Below are 14,749 nucleotides of genomic sequence, written 5' to 3' on the forward strand. Positions count from 1 at the left end.
GTGATCAGCGAACGATCGTCAACTTCCCGTTACCGATGACGCCTAATGGGCCACGCACTTGGTAGTGGTATGGGGCGGGTGCGAGCGATGCTGTTGTGAAGACGAAGCGGGACGTTTCCAACGGTATGGAATGGCGCATCAACTCTCCGCCAAGCGCATCATAGACCACGAACACGCTGGGTGCATCCAAAGGCCGCTCCAGCACGAGGGTGGCCTCGTCGCTGGCGGGGTTGGGGATCACAGCGGTGGAATTGATCGGGGACTCGGTCAAGCTCTTCACGATGATGCCGTATGGCAGGCAAAGCACAGCATCGTCGAAATCGTAGGTGTCATCAATAAGCCAGTACAGCGAACGCGCCTTGAAGACAGCGTTGCCACCGAGCATCGGACATTGGTTGGCGATGTCGAATAAGGAAGCCGCTTGCGCGACAGTGAAGCTATCCAGGTCCTTACCGACGGTGGCCAGGTAGATGTCGTTCACCGTTTTCTCGTTCTCCTCGATCAGCTCGCTGGTGGTCACCGTAGTGTTCGCTGCTTTGACGCCATCGGCGGTCACTCCTTTCGATGCCGAAGCCGCTTGCAACACCACTGAGTTCACGACCGATAGATCACGGATGCTTTCACGGTAGCCGATTATACCGGTAAGGATGGCTTGCTGTTGCGCGGCCGTCAAGGTGCTATCCCCCAACTGCTCCATGGCATCCTTTACCAGATCCATCAAGCCTTCCATCTGCTGATAATCCTGCCGTAGCTGCATCGCAACCGTGCTGTCGAGATCATACAGATGCAATTGCTCATCGTCGATCAGCTTGAAAGCTTCCGTGTTACTCCCCTGCAGGTCTTCGTAGAAGTCTGTCATCACTTGCAGGCTGTCCTGCAAGTCCGGGTTATCGTAGAGTTTCTTGTATAAACGGCCTTTGAACATCCACTTGGTCTCATCCGTGTAGGGGGCATTCTCCAAGCTGTCACTAGCAATCCGCAAATCCAGTTCCGTCAGCCGTTCTTCACCGCGCTCTTGGAACTGGCTGCAATACTCCTCGCCATGGTGGTCGGCGCAATCGTAGTTCGCACCTGGCGCTACATTGAACCACCCAGACGTGGGCCACACGGATGGCGGTGCGGTGGTACCGCCGCTTATCGTAGCAGGGCTATAGTAGAAAGGATTCAACACGGAGTTGGTCGTGTCCTCATACAGCGCCCCCCACACTGGCGCAATGGCCGCAGGGTCCCAGAGGTTCCCTTTATGGTCCTGCACCCCGATGATGGCCGTAGCATCCAAATGCAGGGGCCACTTATGGTTATGGAAGAAATTGCCGCGCACATCCGTGTCGTAGGCCACACCGTTGAAGAGGATGCCGTTGGCCGTGCGGTCCATCTCGTTGCAGCTGATCAGCGGCTGGCTCCCCATCATGTTGCGGATGGCGCTCTGTGCGGCGATGGGGTAGCCGGTGTCGCTGCTGCTGATCTGGTTGCAGCTCACCTCCGTGGCCCGGCAGCCCTCCAGCTGGATGCCCGTGCGGTTGTGGGCGTTGCTCACCAGCAGCACCGCGTTGTCGGCCACCAGCCAGGCATCGGCGGCGGTGAGGGCAATGCCGAAGCGCGAGGTGGCCGCGTTGGTGAAGTGGATGCTGTTGTTCAGGATGCGCGCGTCATGCGCCTGCTGGTTGCCTTCGGTGACCAGGATGCCCGAGTAGCCCTTGCAATTGGCGCAGGGGTGGTCGCCGAAGGTGATGTCGTTGCCTTCCACCAGGATGTGCGCCGCGCCGTCGTTGGCCCGCAGCTCCATGCCGTGCCGGTGGGCGGTGACCGCGTTGTTGCGGATGTCCACCTCGCGGTAGCCGCTGCGCTCCACGTGGTGGGCGGTGCCCATGTCCAGCATGCGGTTGTCGGTGCTCAGCACGTTCATGTACTCGGTAAAAACGCCCCAGCGGCAATTGGAGAAGCTGGGTGTGCCGGCCATGCCATAGCCCTGCTGCCGCAGAAAGTGGAAGCCCTGGTCGCCCCGGGCGAAGATGCCCGCGCCGTTGCCCGAGAGGGTGTAGGCGCTATCGGGCTGGATGTTGAACATCCGGCAGGCGCTCACCTGCACATCGCTCTGGTGGGCCACGATGCCATTGCTCAGGGTGTGGAGGGTGTTGTGGCCGCCGGCGAGGTCCAGGGTGGTGCGGTGCACATCGAAGGCCGCGAAGCCCCGGTGGCCCACGGTGCTGGTCTGGCCGGGGTAGGGCAGCGGCATGGCGCCCGCGCTGTAGAAGGTGCTGTTGCTCACCCAGCAGGCCACGTTGTTGTACGGCAGGCCCACATCGGGGATGCCCAGGCCCACGCGGTTGTTGTGGAACTGGGTGCCATCGATCCACACGGTGGAGCCGTCCAGCGCGGACACGGCACTTTCCGCATCGTCCATGAAAGATCCCCGGATGCGCATGGTGGCCCCGTCCTCCGCCGTGATGCTCTTCCACATCACGCCGTTGCAGGCGGTGAAGGAGCTGTTCTCGATGTCGAGGGTCCAGCCGTTCTGCACGATGATCTCCGCGCCGGGTTCAAGGCGCACTTCGGCGTTCTGGAAGAGCACATCCACATCCACGAAGAACCTACCCTTGATGTTCACCGTACCGATGAAGACATCGCCCACCAAGCTCGCGAAGGCACTGTCGGGGATCACGGTGCTGGCATAGCAGGAGGCATCGCTCACACACGGTGCAATAGGAAGGTTGATCCCGGTGCAGGGGTCCCAGACGTCGATGGTATCGGGGAGGTCGTAGAAGGGTTTGCAGGGCGGGAAGTTGCCGCCATAGCTGGTGAGGATCACCGTGTCCGCATAGCAGTAGGTCGGCCAGCAGGGTGGGCTATCGGTGCCGAACGGGGTCACGTACATATCGCCCGGCCCGCCATTGCGCACCTCATAGGGGATGTTGATGGTGAGGCCCGTGACGGTGGCGTGATCCACGGCGAGTACCTGGGTCTGGGCAGTGCAGCGCTCTCGGCCGGTGTTGACGAAGGTGCAGTGGGTGGCGGTGACATAGCGGGCATCCTGCTGGGTACATTCCGGTCCGATACAGATGCCGGTGGATCCCGTCGGGCAATGCGTGAACGTGCTATCCAGGTTCGATCGGCCCTTCAGCCGCACCATGCCGTGGCAATTGGTGTAGAACCCGCAGCTGTCGAAGGTGACCTTGGCGCGCCCGCCGCCCACCAGGTCCAGCTTGTGCGGCCCGCCCCCGCAATTCAAGGGGTCGGCCTTCAGATACGACCAGTCATCATCCTCTTCATAGAAATCGGTCTTGCGGAACAGCAGGTCGAAGTCGGGGTCGCGGGGCAGGTTCTCGGCCTGCTCGAACAGTTCGTCCACATAGCCGTAGATGGCGCACACGTGGAACTCCATGTCGCGGGCTTCGACCCAGAGCGCCAGCCCGGCCTCGCCCGCTTTCACCGTGCAGTCGATGAAGGTGAAGCCCTGCTGGCCGATGCACTCCGACTGGTCCGAGAGGATGCCTGCGCTGTAGTTGTGCAGAAAGCGACAATCGGTGAACAGCCCGTGGCGCACCCGCAGCGGCCCGCCGATGCCTTCAATGTCCAACCCCGCGCCTGGGCTGCTGCTCCAGCGGCCGCAGCCGTTGTAGTTGAGGTCGCAGCCGCTCATGGTCAGGCCGGCCAGCGCGGTCCAGGAGAAGCCTTGCCGCCCGTTCCAGTTGAACTGGCTGCTGAGGATGCGGTTGTTGAACAACACGGTACGGTTGCCCAGGATCGTCGCGCTGTCGGCGGGGTCGATGTCCACGTGGAGGTCCGGGTATGCGTCCGCGAAGGGGGTCGCTGTATCGGCATACTTGCCCCAGAGCACCAGGCCATCGCGGCCGAAGTGATGGGCGTTCACGTTCTCGATGGTCGTGTGGCTGGACTCGAACACGGCGATGCCGTCATAGTCGGTCTGAATGCCGTCCCACGAACTCTTGCCGCCCAGGAGCGCGCCGTCGATGTTGCCGTCCAGCTCCACGTCGCGGACAGTGACCGAATCGCAATGCGCGAAGGTGAACATGGCGCCCACCTTGGCGTGCACAAGGCTATCCACGATGAACAGGCGCACGCTGTCCTGGCAGGTGTAGCACGAATCGATGCCGGTTGCGGCCAGCACATCGTCCGTGCCGGGTACTCGAAAGAAGCTGCCATAATACAGGCAGTCGCGGTAGCGGATACGGGTGTTGCTCCCGCCCTGCACGGTGAACTGCGCACAACCGTCCAACCGGAAACCCGGCTGTAGGGCCACCAGGGAGGGACAGCTGCCCGGGATCGACCCTTCAGGGTAGTTCCAGTTGATCCAGTCAGGTCCGGGCAAGGGGCTGCCCGGCGTGTACAGTTGCTGAAGGCCCACGATGTATTCCCCGTCCTCCAGCACCAAGGTGCCATAGCCACCCCGTGCCTGGAAGAAGGCGGCGGCCTTCAGCAAGGCCGGCTGGTCGTTGATGAGGTCGTTGGGGTGGCCGGAGCCGAGGGTGTCGAACTCGTGCAGGTACTTGGTGACCATGGGCGGCTGGGCCACCAGGACCGCCGGTGCGGCAACGAGCAGAAGGAGCAGAACCCATGGGTGGCGAAGCATGCGCATGGGAAAGGGGGTGATGCTCGAAGGTACGCGTTACGCGCTCATCCGCGTCAGGGGGTGGGCAGCAGGCCAGGGGCTACCTTTGCACGCCTTTTCCGGACCCGGCCATGGAACCCATCCGCCTTCACCCCAGCCCCCGGCCGGTGTGGTCCCCCGGAGCCAAGGCCACGGCCCACCCTCATCCCAGCGACCCCCATGTCACAGGTTTCGGCGGATAACATCCGCAACTTCTGCATCATCGCCCACATCGACCACGGCAAAAGCACGCTGGCCGACCGGCTGCTGCAGATGACCGGCACCATCGCCGACCGCGACATGCAGGCCCAGGCGCTGGACGACATGGACCTGGAGCGCGAGCGGGGCATCACCATCAAGAGCAAGGCCATCCAGATGGACTATGCCCTGAACGGCAAGAAGTACGTCCTGAACCTCATCGACACCCCGGGCCACGTCGACTTCAGCTACGAGGTGAGCCGCAGCATCGCCGCCTGCGAGGGCGCCCTGCTGATCGTGGACGCCACCCAGGGCATCCAGGCGCAGACCATCAGCAACCTGTACCTGGCCCTGGAGCACGACCTGGAGATCATCCCCATCCTGAACAAGATGGACCTGCCCAGCGCCAACCCCGAGGAGGTGAAGGACCAGATCGTGGACCTGCTGGGCTGCAAGCGCGAGGAGATCCTGCCGGCGAGCGGCAAGACGGGCCAGGGGGTGGACAAGGTGCTGGAGGCCGTGGTGGAGCGCATCCCGCCGCCGAAGGGCGACCCGAACGCCCCGCTGCAGGCGCTCATCTTCGACAGCGTGTTCAACAGCTTCCGCGGCATCATCGCCTACTACCGCGTGATGAACGGCACCATCCGCAAGGGCGACCAGGTGAAGTTCTTCAACACCGGCGTGGAGTATGGCGCCGACGAGGTGGGCATCCTGAAGATGGACATCAGCCCGCGCCCCGAGGTGAAGGCCGGCGATGTGGGCTACATCATCAGCGGCATCAAGACGGCCAGCGAGGTGAAGGTGGGCGACACCATCACCCACGTGGACCGCCCCTGCGCCGAGGCCATCCATGGCTTCGAGGACGTGAAGCCCATGGTGTGGGCCGGCATCTTCCCGGTGGACACCGACGACTACGAGGAGCTGCGCGACGCCATGGAGAAGCTCAAGCTCAACGACGCCAGCCTCACCTGGGCGCCCGAGACCAGCGCCGCGCTCGGCTTCGGCTTCCGCTGCGGCTTCCTGGGCCTGCTGCACATGGAGATCATCCAGGAGCGGCTGGAGCGCGAGTTCAACATGACCGTGATCACCACCGTGCCCAACGTGAGCTATGTGGTGACCAAGACCAACGGCGACGTGCTGGAGGTGCACAACCCCAGCGAGCTGCCCGAGGTGATGCACATCGAGACCATCGAGGAGCCGTACATCAAGGCGCAGGTGATCACCAAGGCCGAGTACACTGGGGCCATCATGACGCTGTGCATCGAGAAGCGCGGCATGCTCACCGGGCAGAACTACCTCACCACCGACCGCGTGGAGCTCACCTTCGAGATGCCGCTGGGCGAGGTGGTGTTCGACTTCTACGACAAGCTGAAGACCATCAGCCGCGGCTACGCCAGCTTCGACTACCACCCCATCGGCATGAAGGAGAGCGACCTCATCAAGCTCGACATCCTGCTGAACGGCGAGCGCGTGGATGCCCTGAGCGCGTTGATCCACCGCGACCACGCGCAGGAGCTGGGCCGCAAGATGTGCGCGAAGCTCAAGGAGCTGCTGCCGCGCCAGCAGTTCGAGATCCCCATCCAGGCCGCCATCGGCGCCAAGATCATCGCCCGCGAAACGGTGCGTGCCCTGCGCAAGGACGTGACCGCGAAGTGCTACGGCGGTGACATCAGCCGCAAGCGCAAACTGCTGGAGAAGCAGAAGGAAGGGAAGAAACGCATGCGCCAGGTGGGGACCGTGGAAGTGCCCCAGGAGGCCTTCCTCGCGGTGTTGAAGCTGGACTGATCCGGCCTTCCCGGGGTGCACGGGGGCGTATCAGCGTTCCTCCTTGCTTCCCGTCGCCTACTCCACCACCACCCGCACCGCGCCGATCACCGCCGCGCCGCGCAGCACCCGCACGGTGTACGCCCCGGCGGCCAGGCCGTCACGATGCAGCACCACGGACCGCCCGCTGGGCCGCAGGCTGCGCAGGACCCGTCCGCTCACGTCCACCAGCTCGAGGCGATCCCCGTTGGCAAGGGCTTCGGCGAGATGGATCACGGCCGTTCCGTTCATCGGATTCGGCTGCACACGCAGGGCCGGCGCGTCCTGGCTGCCGATCGCGGTGAAGATGTAGGTGTAGGGGGCGCTCAGCGCAACGCATCCGTAGGCGCTGGTCACCTGCACGGTGTAGTCACCGCTCAAGGAGGGCATCAGTTGCGGCAGCGTGTCGCCGGGCAGCTGCTGCCCGTTCAGGAACCACTGGTACTGGATCCCTGCGCCGGCCTCCAGGACGTCCGGCGACGGGGAGCTGATCAAGGCCTCATGCAGGCTGCAGTCCACCAGGGTGTTCAGCACCGTGTTGGTGATCACCGGCGGATTGAGGTCGAAGTAGATGGCGGCGCTGTTGGTGATGGCGGTGAGGTGCGGTGATCCGGCGTTCGGCTTGATGCGGTACTTGACGAAGCCGTGGCTGGCGGCCTCGTTCACGTTGCTGTCCGGCAGCAGGATGCGCTCGAAGCGGAACAGGGCCACGCGCTGCGCGTCCACCTGGATCTGCGTGAGGTCATGCGAAGCGGCCAGCACCTCCATGGTGAGCGGATCGAGATCGGCGTCCAAGGTGTCCAGCAGCTGCACGGTGAAGGCGGTGTCCGTCCCGGTGTTCTGGAAGCGCACGGTGTACTCCAGCCACTCCTGGTCGATGGGCACCGCGCCGGCCGACCCGAAGCCCTGGGGCGTCACCAGCTTGTCGTTGGGATCGTAGGCGCACGAGACCGTGAAGAGGAACGGAGGCTGCTCGAAGAGAATGGGCAGGTTGGCTGCCGTGATGGTGTACCCGAAGCCTGCCGTTGAGCCCACCGGGCCCACGGTGAGCGCGATCGATGCTTGGAACTCCTGGAACCAGCCCAGGCTGTCCACGCTCCAGTAGAGGTGTTGGCCCACGATGGAGTCAGGAGCGGGGAAGGTGCCGTCCAGCGTCATGTCCGGGGCCAGCTCGAAGTCGATGAGGATCCCTTCGGGGATGAAGGTGCCGTTGTTCCGCAGGGTCAGCCACAGGGTCACCTGGTCGTCGCAGCGGAACACGCCGGACTGCGTGAGGGTGGCGAAGGGCAGGGTGTCCCCGATGGCGGGCGCCAAACCGATATCCAGGCCTGTGGCGATGGGTTGCTGGGCTGTGAGGGTGGCCTGAAGCGTGTCGGGGTCGTTGGTGACCTGATAGATGGACGGCGGGCTGTGCCACACCTTCCAGGTGCCGGTGTCCGCAGGGAGGTCGTAGGCGCCGTCGCTATTGGTCCACACAAGGACATCGTTCGCGTCGGTGCGCACCAGCCGGTAGGGCACCGTGTGGTCGGTGGGGTCGAACGTGGCGTTCAGGTCGTAGTCGATGAACACCGATCCGCGCAGGCGGAAGGCGTTGAAGAAGAGGTTCTCCTGCCAGCTGATGCTGCGGAAGCGGGCCGTCACCAGGTCGGGCACGGCGTCGTTGTTGAGGTCCTCGTACACCATGGCGGCCGCGCTCTCCGCGGTGGGGTCGATCAGCGCGTTGGGGCCCAGCTGGCCGTTGCCGAGGTTCAGGGTGTAGTAGGTCTGGTGTGTGTAGCCGTTGCTCAGGGCCCACACCGCGTCCAGGAAGCCATCGCCGTTCACGTCGCGGAGCATCAACGTGCGGGGCACCCCCGCCGGTGTGGCTTGGGTGCCGGCCGCGATGAGCGCGCCGGTGCCATCGTTCAGGTAGGCCGTGAGCAGGGTGCTGGTGTAGTTCACGGCGTCCACATCGCCGTCACCGTCGAGGTCGCCCACATCGAACACGCCGAGGGACGGGCCACCGGGCACGGTGACGAAGGTGCCGCTGCCGGTGTTGAGCACCACGGTGCCGCCGAACACCAGGTCCATCATCCCGTCGCCGTTCATGTCGCCGGCGCGCACGGTGCCCGCTACGAAGGCCGGCTCCATCTGCATGGCGAACTCGCCGTTGCCGTCGTTCTCATACCAGCGCCCACTGCCGATGAGATCGAGGTCGAGGTCTCCGTCCAGGTCCACCTCGGCGCGGCTCACGCCCAGGCCGGGCAGGGTGTCCGGGGTCCAGGAGCTGCCGCCGGCCACGTTCCACAGGATGGCCCGGTCGGCCTTGTTGCTCACGATGTCCAGCAGGCCATCGGCATCCAGGTCGGCCAGGCGGCTCGCGGACACCTGGTTGGCGTGCTCGGTCACCACCTGCTGCCCGTTGAAGGTGCCGTCGCCGTTGTTGGCATACCAGCAGATCCAGTCGCCGGTGTAGCTCGCGGTCACCAGGTCCTGGTCGCCATCCAGATCGATGTCGCCTGCGCTCAGGTCGAACGCGGCCGCCATGGTCTGGCAGAAGCGCTCACGCGGGGCGAAGCTGCCCGCACCGGTGTTCGGGTACCAGCCGGCCAGGTCCATGCCGCTGCATTGCAGCAGGTCCACCAGGCCATCGCCGTTGAGGTCGGCGCCGTGGTAGCTGGTGCCCACCAAGTTGTAGCCGCTCACCTGCTCCACGTTGGTGGTGGTCCACACGCTGCCGCCATCGTTGCGCAGCAGGCGCACATCGCAGCTGGTGCCGCTGTCCATGGTGAGGTCCACATCGCCATCGCCGTCGAAGTCGCCCAAGGCCTCGGGCATGCCGCTGGGGATGGTGTCACCGACGGTGAAGGTGCCGCCGCCGTCATTGGCGAACCACACGGTGCCGCCCGGCAACCCGAAGGCGATGAGGTCGTTGTCGCCATCGGCATCCACGTCACCGCACACCGGTGTGCTGGGCTGCGCCAGCGGGTTGATGGCTTGCTGCGGGCCGAAGGCTCCACCTCCCAGGCCCTTGTACCAGCCCTGCTGCGCGTTGGTGCCGCCGATGAGCAGGTCCTTCTCCCCATCCCCGTCCAGATCGGCGTGAGCCACGGCCAGGCTGGTGGTGATGCCGGGAGCGCCCAACGATGCACCCACGGTGAAGGTGCCACCACCTTGATTGATGAGCAGGTCCACGCTGTTGGCCTGCCGGATCACGTCGTCCACATCCCCGTCCCCGTCCAGATCCTCGAGCAGGCGCGCCGGGGTGCCCGTTGGGCAGTAGGCCCCCATCAGGGTCACCGCGCCGGTGCCGTCGTTGCGGTACCAGGTGTTGTCCACCACCAGGTCCGCGAAGCCGTCGGCATCGATGTCGCGAAGCATCGTCACGGCGCTACCGCTGATGCTTCCGGTGAACATGATCCGCATGGGTCCGAAGGCGCCTCCACCCAGGTTCTCGAACCAGCGCAGGGTGTAGGTATAGATGCTGCCCGTCCCGGAGTTGTAGGTCACTGGGTCCAGATCACCATCGCCGTCCACATCGCCTGCTAGAACGCGTGAGGGGTACTTGGCCTCGCTTTCGAACAACAGGTTCACCGGCCCGAACTGGGCATGGACGAGGGTGAACGCGGAAAGCGCAACGAGCGCGCAGAGGCTCCGGTGGTGAACGTGCATGGTTCGGGATAGACGCGGGGATCGGTAAAGGTTGCGCGTGGGGTTCTATCGCCACTCGTGGACCGTGGCGTTCGGAAGGCGGAGCGCGGGTTCCATCGCGTTGCGGAGTGCGGGCCCCCAGGCCCGTGCACACCGGTCGGTCGCGGCGGTGTCCGGGCCCAGGACCACGACCGCGTCCACGAAGCGTTCCGGCGGTGTGCGGGCCATGTGGCGCAGCCAGTAGCCGTCGCACATCCGTCCGGCGAGGAGCACACGCATGCGTTCGGCCTCGGGGGTGCCTCGGGCATACCACTGGTTGCCGCGATCGGCGAGCACCAGGCCGCTGTGCAGCGTGGACAGGTCGGCCACGGCATTGTGGGTCAACCAGTCCGTGCCCCTGTGCGCCACGGCCACCACGCTGCCCGGCGGCAGGGCACGTGCCACGGCCACCAGGTCCTCCTGCGCGGCGGCGTAGGGCGCCCATCGGCGTTCCAGCAGCAGCAGGCGGGCGGCCTGCGCCAGGCACATCCCGATCAGCAGGACGAACACGAGCCGACGGGGCGGGAGCCGCACCGCCACGCCGAGGGCGAACAGCAGCAGGGCCAGCCACAGCGCCCGGTCGGGCAGGTAGAGCAGGCCGCTCATGCGGGTGCGCACCACCAGCGCGACGAGGGCCATCAGCGCGGCCATGCCCCACAGCACCAGGTGTGCCCTGTGGGGTGCGGCCGTACCGTGACGCAGGGCGATCGCCCACAGGGCCAGCAGCAGCAAGGCGGTGCCGATCAACAGCGGCCGCTCGGCCTCCGCATCCAGCAGCAGCAGGGGGTGCAGGCCCGCGATCGCGGCCCAGGGGTCCACGGAGCGCGCGGGCTCCAGCGGTACGCGCTGCAGGGCCTGCCACACGGGCATGGCGGAGCAGGCGAGCGACACCCCCAGGCCCAGCGCCCACCATCCGCGTCGGCCGTCGGGACCACGGCGGTGCAGCAGCTCGCTCAGCATCACCAGGAGCACGAGCAGCAGCGGTGCCGAACGGTGGCACCAGGCGGCGGCGAGCGCGAACCCCAGGGCCGTGATCCATCGGCGCGGACGGCCTTCCCGCCAGGCGCACCAATGGTCCCACGCCAGCAGCGTGCAGGCGACCCCGAGCAGAAAGCCGAAGAAGCCATGCACCAGCAGTTGACCGGTGGCCACGGGCAGCACCAGGAAGGCCGCCCAGGGGTTGTGCGGGTTCAGCCGTCGCGCCACACACCAAGCGGCAAGCAGCACCAGCCCGATGGCGGTCACCACCAGGGCACGCTGCGCAGCGAACGGTCCGGCCAGCCGCAGCACCGGCAGCGCGATCAGGTCCGTGGCGCGGGGCAGGGTGCGCGACAGGTCCACGTGCAGACCCTGTCCCCCGGGCGCGTCACCGGCGAGCCGGTGCCCCAGGTGGTCCGCATGCAGCACGTGCAGCGGCCCGTCCAGGGTGCGGACATGGCGGAAGGCCAGCGGCGCCAGGGTAAAGACCAGCAGGAGCACCAGCGCGGGCCAGGGTCGGGACATCGCGGGCGAAGGTCGTTCAGCGGGTGCTGTAACTTTCACTGCGCACCACCGTCCCACGAACAGCGAGGACCCCCTGCCTCCATGACCGTAGCCGACTACAACACCGCTGTGGACGCCCATTCGGACGGCATCTATCGCTTTGCGCTCAAGCACCTGCGCGATGCGGACCTCGCCAAGGACGTGGTGCAGGAATCGTTCGCGCGGTTGTGGGTGAAGGTGGAGGAGGTGGAGGCCGCCAAGGCCAAGAGCTACCTGTTCACCACGGCACACCACATCATGGTGGACGAGGTGCGCAAGGGAAGCCGCAGCACGCGCATGGAGGATCACCACGAGGACCTGCAATGGAGCAGCCAGTCGCAGCCCGATCTGCAGCGTGTGCTGGAGGCCGGTCTCGCGCAGCTGCCGCAGGTGCAGCGGAGCGTGGTGCTGCTGCGCGACCTGGAGGGCTACAGCTACGAGGAGATCGCGGAGCTCACCGGGCTGAACCTCACGCAGGTGAAGGTGTACATCTACCGCGGACGCACCGCCCTGAAGGACTACATCGGCAACCTCGAGCTTGTACTGTGAAGCTGGACCGCACGACATACGAAGCCTGGCTGCTGGACCGCCTGGAGGGCGCGCTCAGCCCCGCGCAACTGCGGGAGCTGGACGAGTTCCTGCGCGTCCACCCCGATCTGGCGGCGGAGGCGGAGCGGATGGGCGTGGAGTGGCCGAAGCTGGAGGCCGATGCGCCGCACTTCCCGGACAAGGACGCCCTGCGGCGCACCCTTCCCCCGCAGGGCCTGCCCACGGCGGCCACACTTCAGGACTTCCTGGTGGCCTTGGTGGAGGGCGACCTGACCGGCGAGCAGCACCGTGCCCTGGAGGCCTATCTGCAACAACATCCTGAAGCGCGCAACGACGCGCGGCTGATGGCCCTGGCGCGGATCGCTCCGGGCCTGGCATCCCTGCCCGGCCGTTCGGACCTGCGGCGCAGCTTTCCGCCCACCGGCACGGTGGACCGCCACCGGCTGACCGACTTCCTGATCGCCGAGGTGGAAGGGGAGCTTGGCGCGCAAGAGCGCAAGGCGCTGGAGGCGTACCTGGCGGCGCACCCCGAGGCGGAGCGTGAGCGCCGTCTGGTGGCCGCCACCCGGATCCGCCCCGGTGCGGTGACCTATCCCGGTCGCGCCGGGTTGTACAGGCGGGAAGGCCGGGTGGTGCCGCTCTTCGGCGGCGCGTCCCTGCGGAAGCTTGCCGCCGCCGCCAGCGTGGCCCTGCTGCTGGGGCTTGGCATCTGGGCCCTCACCCGAGGCCCACAGCCCACGGACGTGCAAATGGCCGAACGGCCCTCGACCCCGGCACCCACACAGCTGCAGCGCGCGCAGGAGGCCATCCCCTCGGTCGAACTGCAGGAAGCTGTTCCACCGATCGAACGTCCCGCCTCCTCCACGACCGGCGTGTCACGTTCCGAAGGAGCGACGAACGCCGACGGAACGGCCCGGTCCACCGGGCACGACCGCCCGAACGATCACCCACAGCCCGCCCCTGCACGGGACCTGACGCTGCTGGCGCGCGTGGAGCCCGCCCGCCCGATGCTGCCCCCGGCCGCCACGCCTGCTCCGGTATCCGTGAAGCCGGTGGTGCCCGCGCCGCTCACGCCCGCACCGGAGGAACTGCTGGCGACCACTGCGGGCGGCGCTCAGGCCCCGCCCACGCTGGCCGGGTTGCTGGCGCAGCGCGTACGGGGCGAGGTGCTCGAGCAGCGCGACCCGGACGCGCGACCGCTCGACGAAGCGGACGCCGTGGCCGCCGTGGACAAAGGCCTCAAGCGGCTGGGGGGCGCACAGGCCGGCCTGGACGTGCAGCGCACCGGTCGGCGCCTCACCCGCCTCGACCTGCGGCTGGGCAATGGCCTGGCCTTCACCGCCAGCCGCGGCCGCTGACCGGCCGTGCAGGATGCCGCTCATCCCGGCGCCGCTTCCGCTCATCACAAGACCCCCGTACGGCTGTAACAGCAGGCCGTCCGGCGCCGTCCCATGAGCACAGACCACCAACACCGACCGCCATGAACGCCGCCATCCTCAAGAAGAGCCTTCTGCTGCTCGCCACCGTGTTCACCTACGGGTATGCCCGTGCCGCCGAGCCCCTGCGCACCAGCGTGGACCACGCCACCTCCCTGGAGCGTGCCGTGGAGCGCCAGCTGAACCGCCACGTGGTGTTCCCCGTCCTGGAGCGCACGCACGACATGACCGGCGAGGTCACCGTGAGCTTCGTGGTGGACCGCGAAGGCCGCCTGGAGGTGCTGGAGTGCGTGTCCGCCAACGAAGCGCTGCGCCAGTATGTGCTGGAGAAGCTCGCCAAGGTGGACGTGGGCGAGAACCCCGATGGCATCTGGAAGACCAGCCGGGTACGCTTCGTCTTCCGTCCGGAGCGGGCCTGAAGCATCGACGAACGATGAGCACGGGCGGCCATGCGGCCGCCCGTGCTCATTTCCGGCGCCCCCCAAGGGTCCACCGTTCATCACGCGCCCAACGCCGCCCGTACCGATCGGGTAACAAGGCCCCCGCCCCCGCCGTCCAACGCCTACCAACACCAACGCCCCACAGCCATGCGCACGCTCATGATCCGCACCGCCCTGATCGTACTGACCCTGTTCTCCACCGGCCCTGTTCTGCGCGCCGCCGAGCCCGCCCGCACCACTGGGGCGGACAAGCTGGAGCTGGCCGTGGAACGCGCCCTCAACCGCCATGTGGTGTTCCCGCTGCTGGAGCGCAAGCACGACATGACCGGCGAGGTCACCGTAAGCTTCGTGGTGAACAGCGAGGGCCGGCTGGAGGTGCTGGAATGCTGGTCCGCCAACGAGCCGTTGCGGCAGTACGTGCTCAGCAAGCTGGCCAAGGTGGATGTCGGCGACAACCCCGATGGCATCTGGCGCACCACGCGCGTGCACTTCGTCTTCCGTCCGGAGAAGGCCTGAACGAATTG

At 66.4% G+C, this 14,749-nt stretch carries 8 protein-coding genes; 5 read left to right on the plus strand and 3 right to left on the minus strand.

The features are described from left to right. Positions 1–4 precede the first annotated feature (4 nt). Entirely contained in the window at positions 5–4,597 is a 4,593-nt protein-coding gene (locus IPM49_11770; GenBank protein MBK9275199.1) for a right-handed parallel beta-helix repeat-containing protein, read from the minus strand. A 192-nt stretch (positions 4,598–4,789) separates the two neighbouring features. On the opposite strand from IPM49_11770, the gene lepA reads away from it, so the two are divergent. Further along, positions 4,790–6,592, plus strand: a complete 1,803-nt coding sequence (gene lepA / locus IPM49_11775; GenBank protein ID MBK9275200.1) for an elongation factor 4 — start codon at positions 4,790–4,792, stop codon at positions 6,590–6,592. 57 nt (positions 6,593–6,649) lie between these two features. Here the strand turns inward: lepA and IPM49_11780 are convergent, their stop codons facing one another. Further along, positions 6,650–10,261 carry a VCBS repeat-containing protein gene (locus IPM49_11780; protein MBK9275201.1) on the minus strand — a complete coding sequence of 1,204 codons (3,612 nt, stop codon included), beginning with the start codon at positions 10,259–10,261 and terminating at the stop codon, positions 6,650–6,652. A 45-nt stretch (positions 10,262–10,306) separates the two neighbouring features. Next, positions 10,307–11,782, minus strand: coding sequence for a hypothetical protein (locus IPM49_11785; GenBank protein ID MBK9275202.1), 1,476 nt, complete (start codon positions 11,780–11,782; stop codon positions 10,307–10,309). A gap of 81 nt (positions 11,783–11,863) precedes the next feature. Between IPM49_11785 and IPM49_11790 the strand changes: the two genes are divergently transcribed. The 4 genes from IPM49_11790 to IPM49_11805 all read left to right on the plus strand — a co-directional run bounded on the left by IPM49_11790 (position 11,864) and on the right by IPM49_11805 (position 14,741). Continuing rightward, a complete protein-coding gene (locus IPM49_11790) occupies positions 11,864–12,349 on the plus strand; it encodes an RNA polymerase sigma factor (GenBank protein ID MBK9275203.1) in 486 nt (161 codons plus the stop codon). Then, positions 12,346–13,707 carry a hypothetical protein gene (locus IPM49_11795; protein ID MBK9275204.1) on the plus strand — a complete coding sequence of 454 codons (1,362 nt, stop codon included), beginning with the start codon at positions 12,346–12,348 and terminating at the stop codon, positions 13,705–13,707. Before IPM49_11790 ends, IPM49_11795 begins: the two co-directional genes overlap by 4 nt. 122 nt (positions 13,708–13,829) lie before the next feature. Then, entirely contained in the window at positions 13,830–14,204 is a 375-nt protein-coding gene (locus IPM49_11800) for a hypothetical protein (GenBank protein MBK9275205.1), read from the plus strand. Between the two features lie 168 nt (positions 14,205–14,372). Then, positions 14,373–14,741 carry a hypothetical protein gene (locus IPM49_11805; GenBank protein ID MBK9275206.1) on the plus strand — a complete coding sequence of 123 codons (369 nt, stop codon included), beginning with the start codon at positions 14,373–14,375 and terminating at the stop codon, positions 14,739–14,741. The last annotated feature ends 8 nt before the right edge of the window (positions 14,742–14,749 follow it).

It is taken from the genome of Flavobacteriales bacterium (assembly GCA_016715895.1).
Lineage (GTDB): Bacteria > Bacteroidota > Bacteroidia > Flavobacteriales_F > PHOS-HE28 > PHOS-HE28.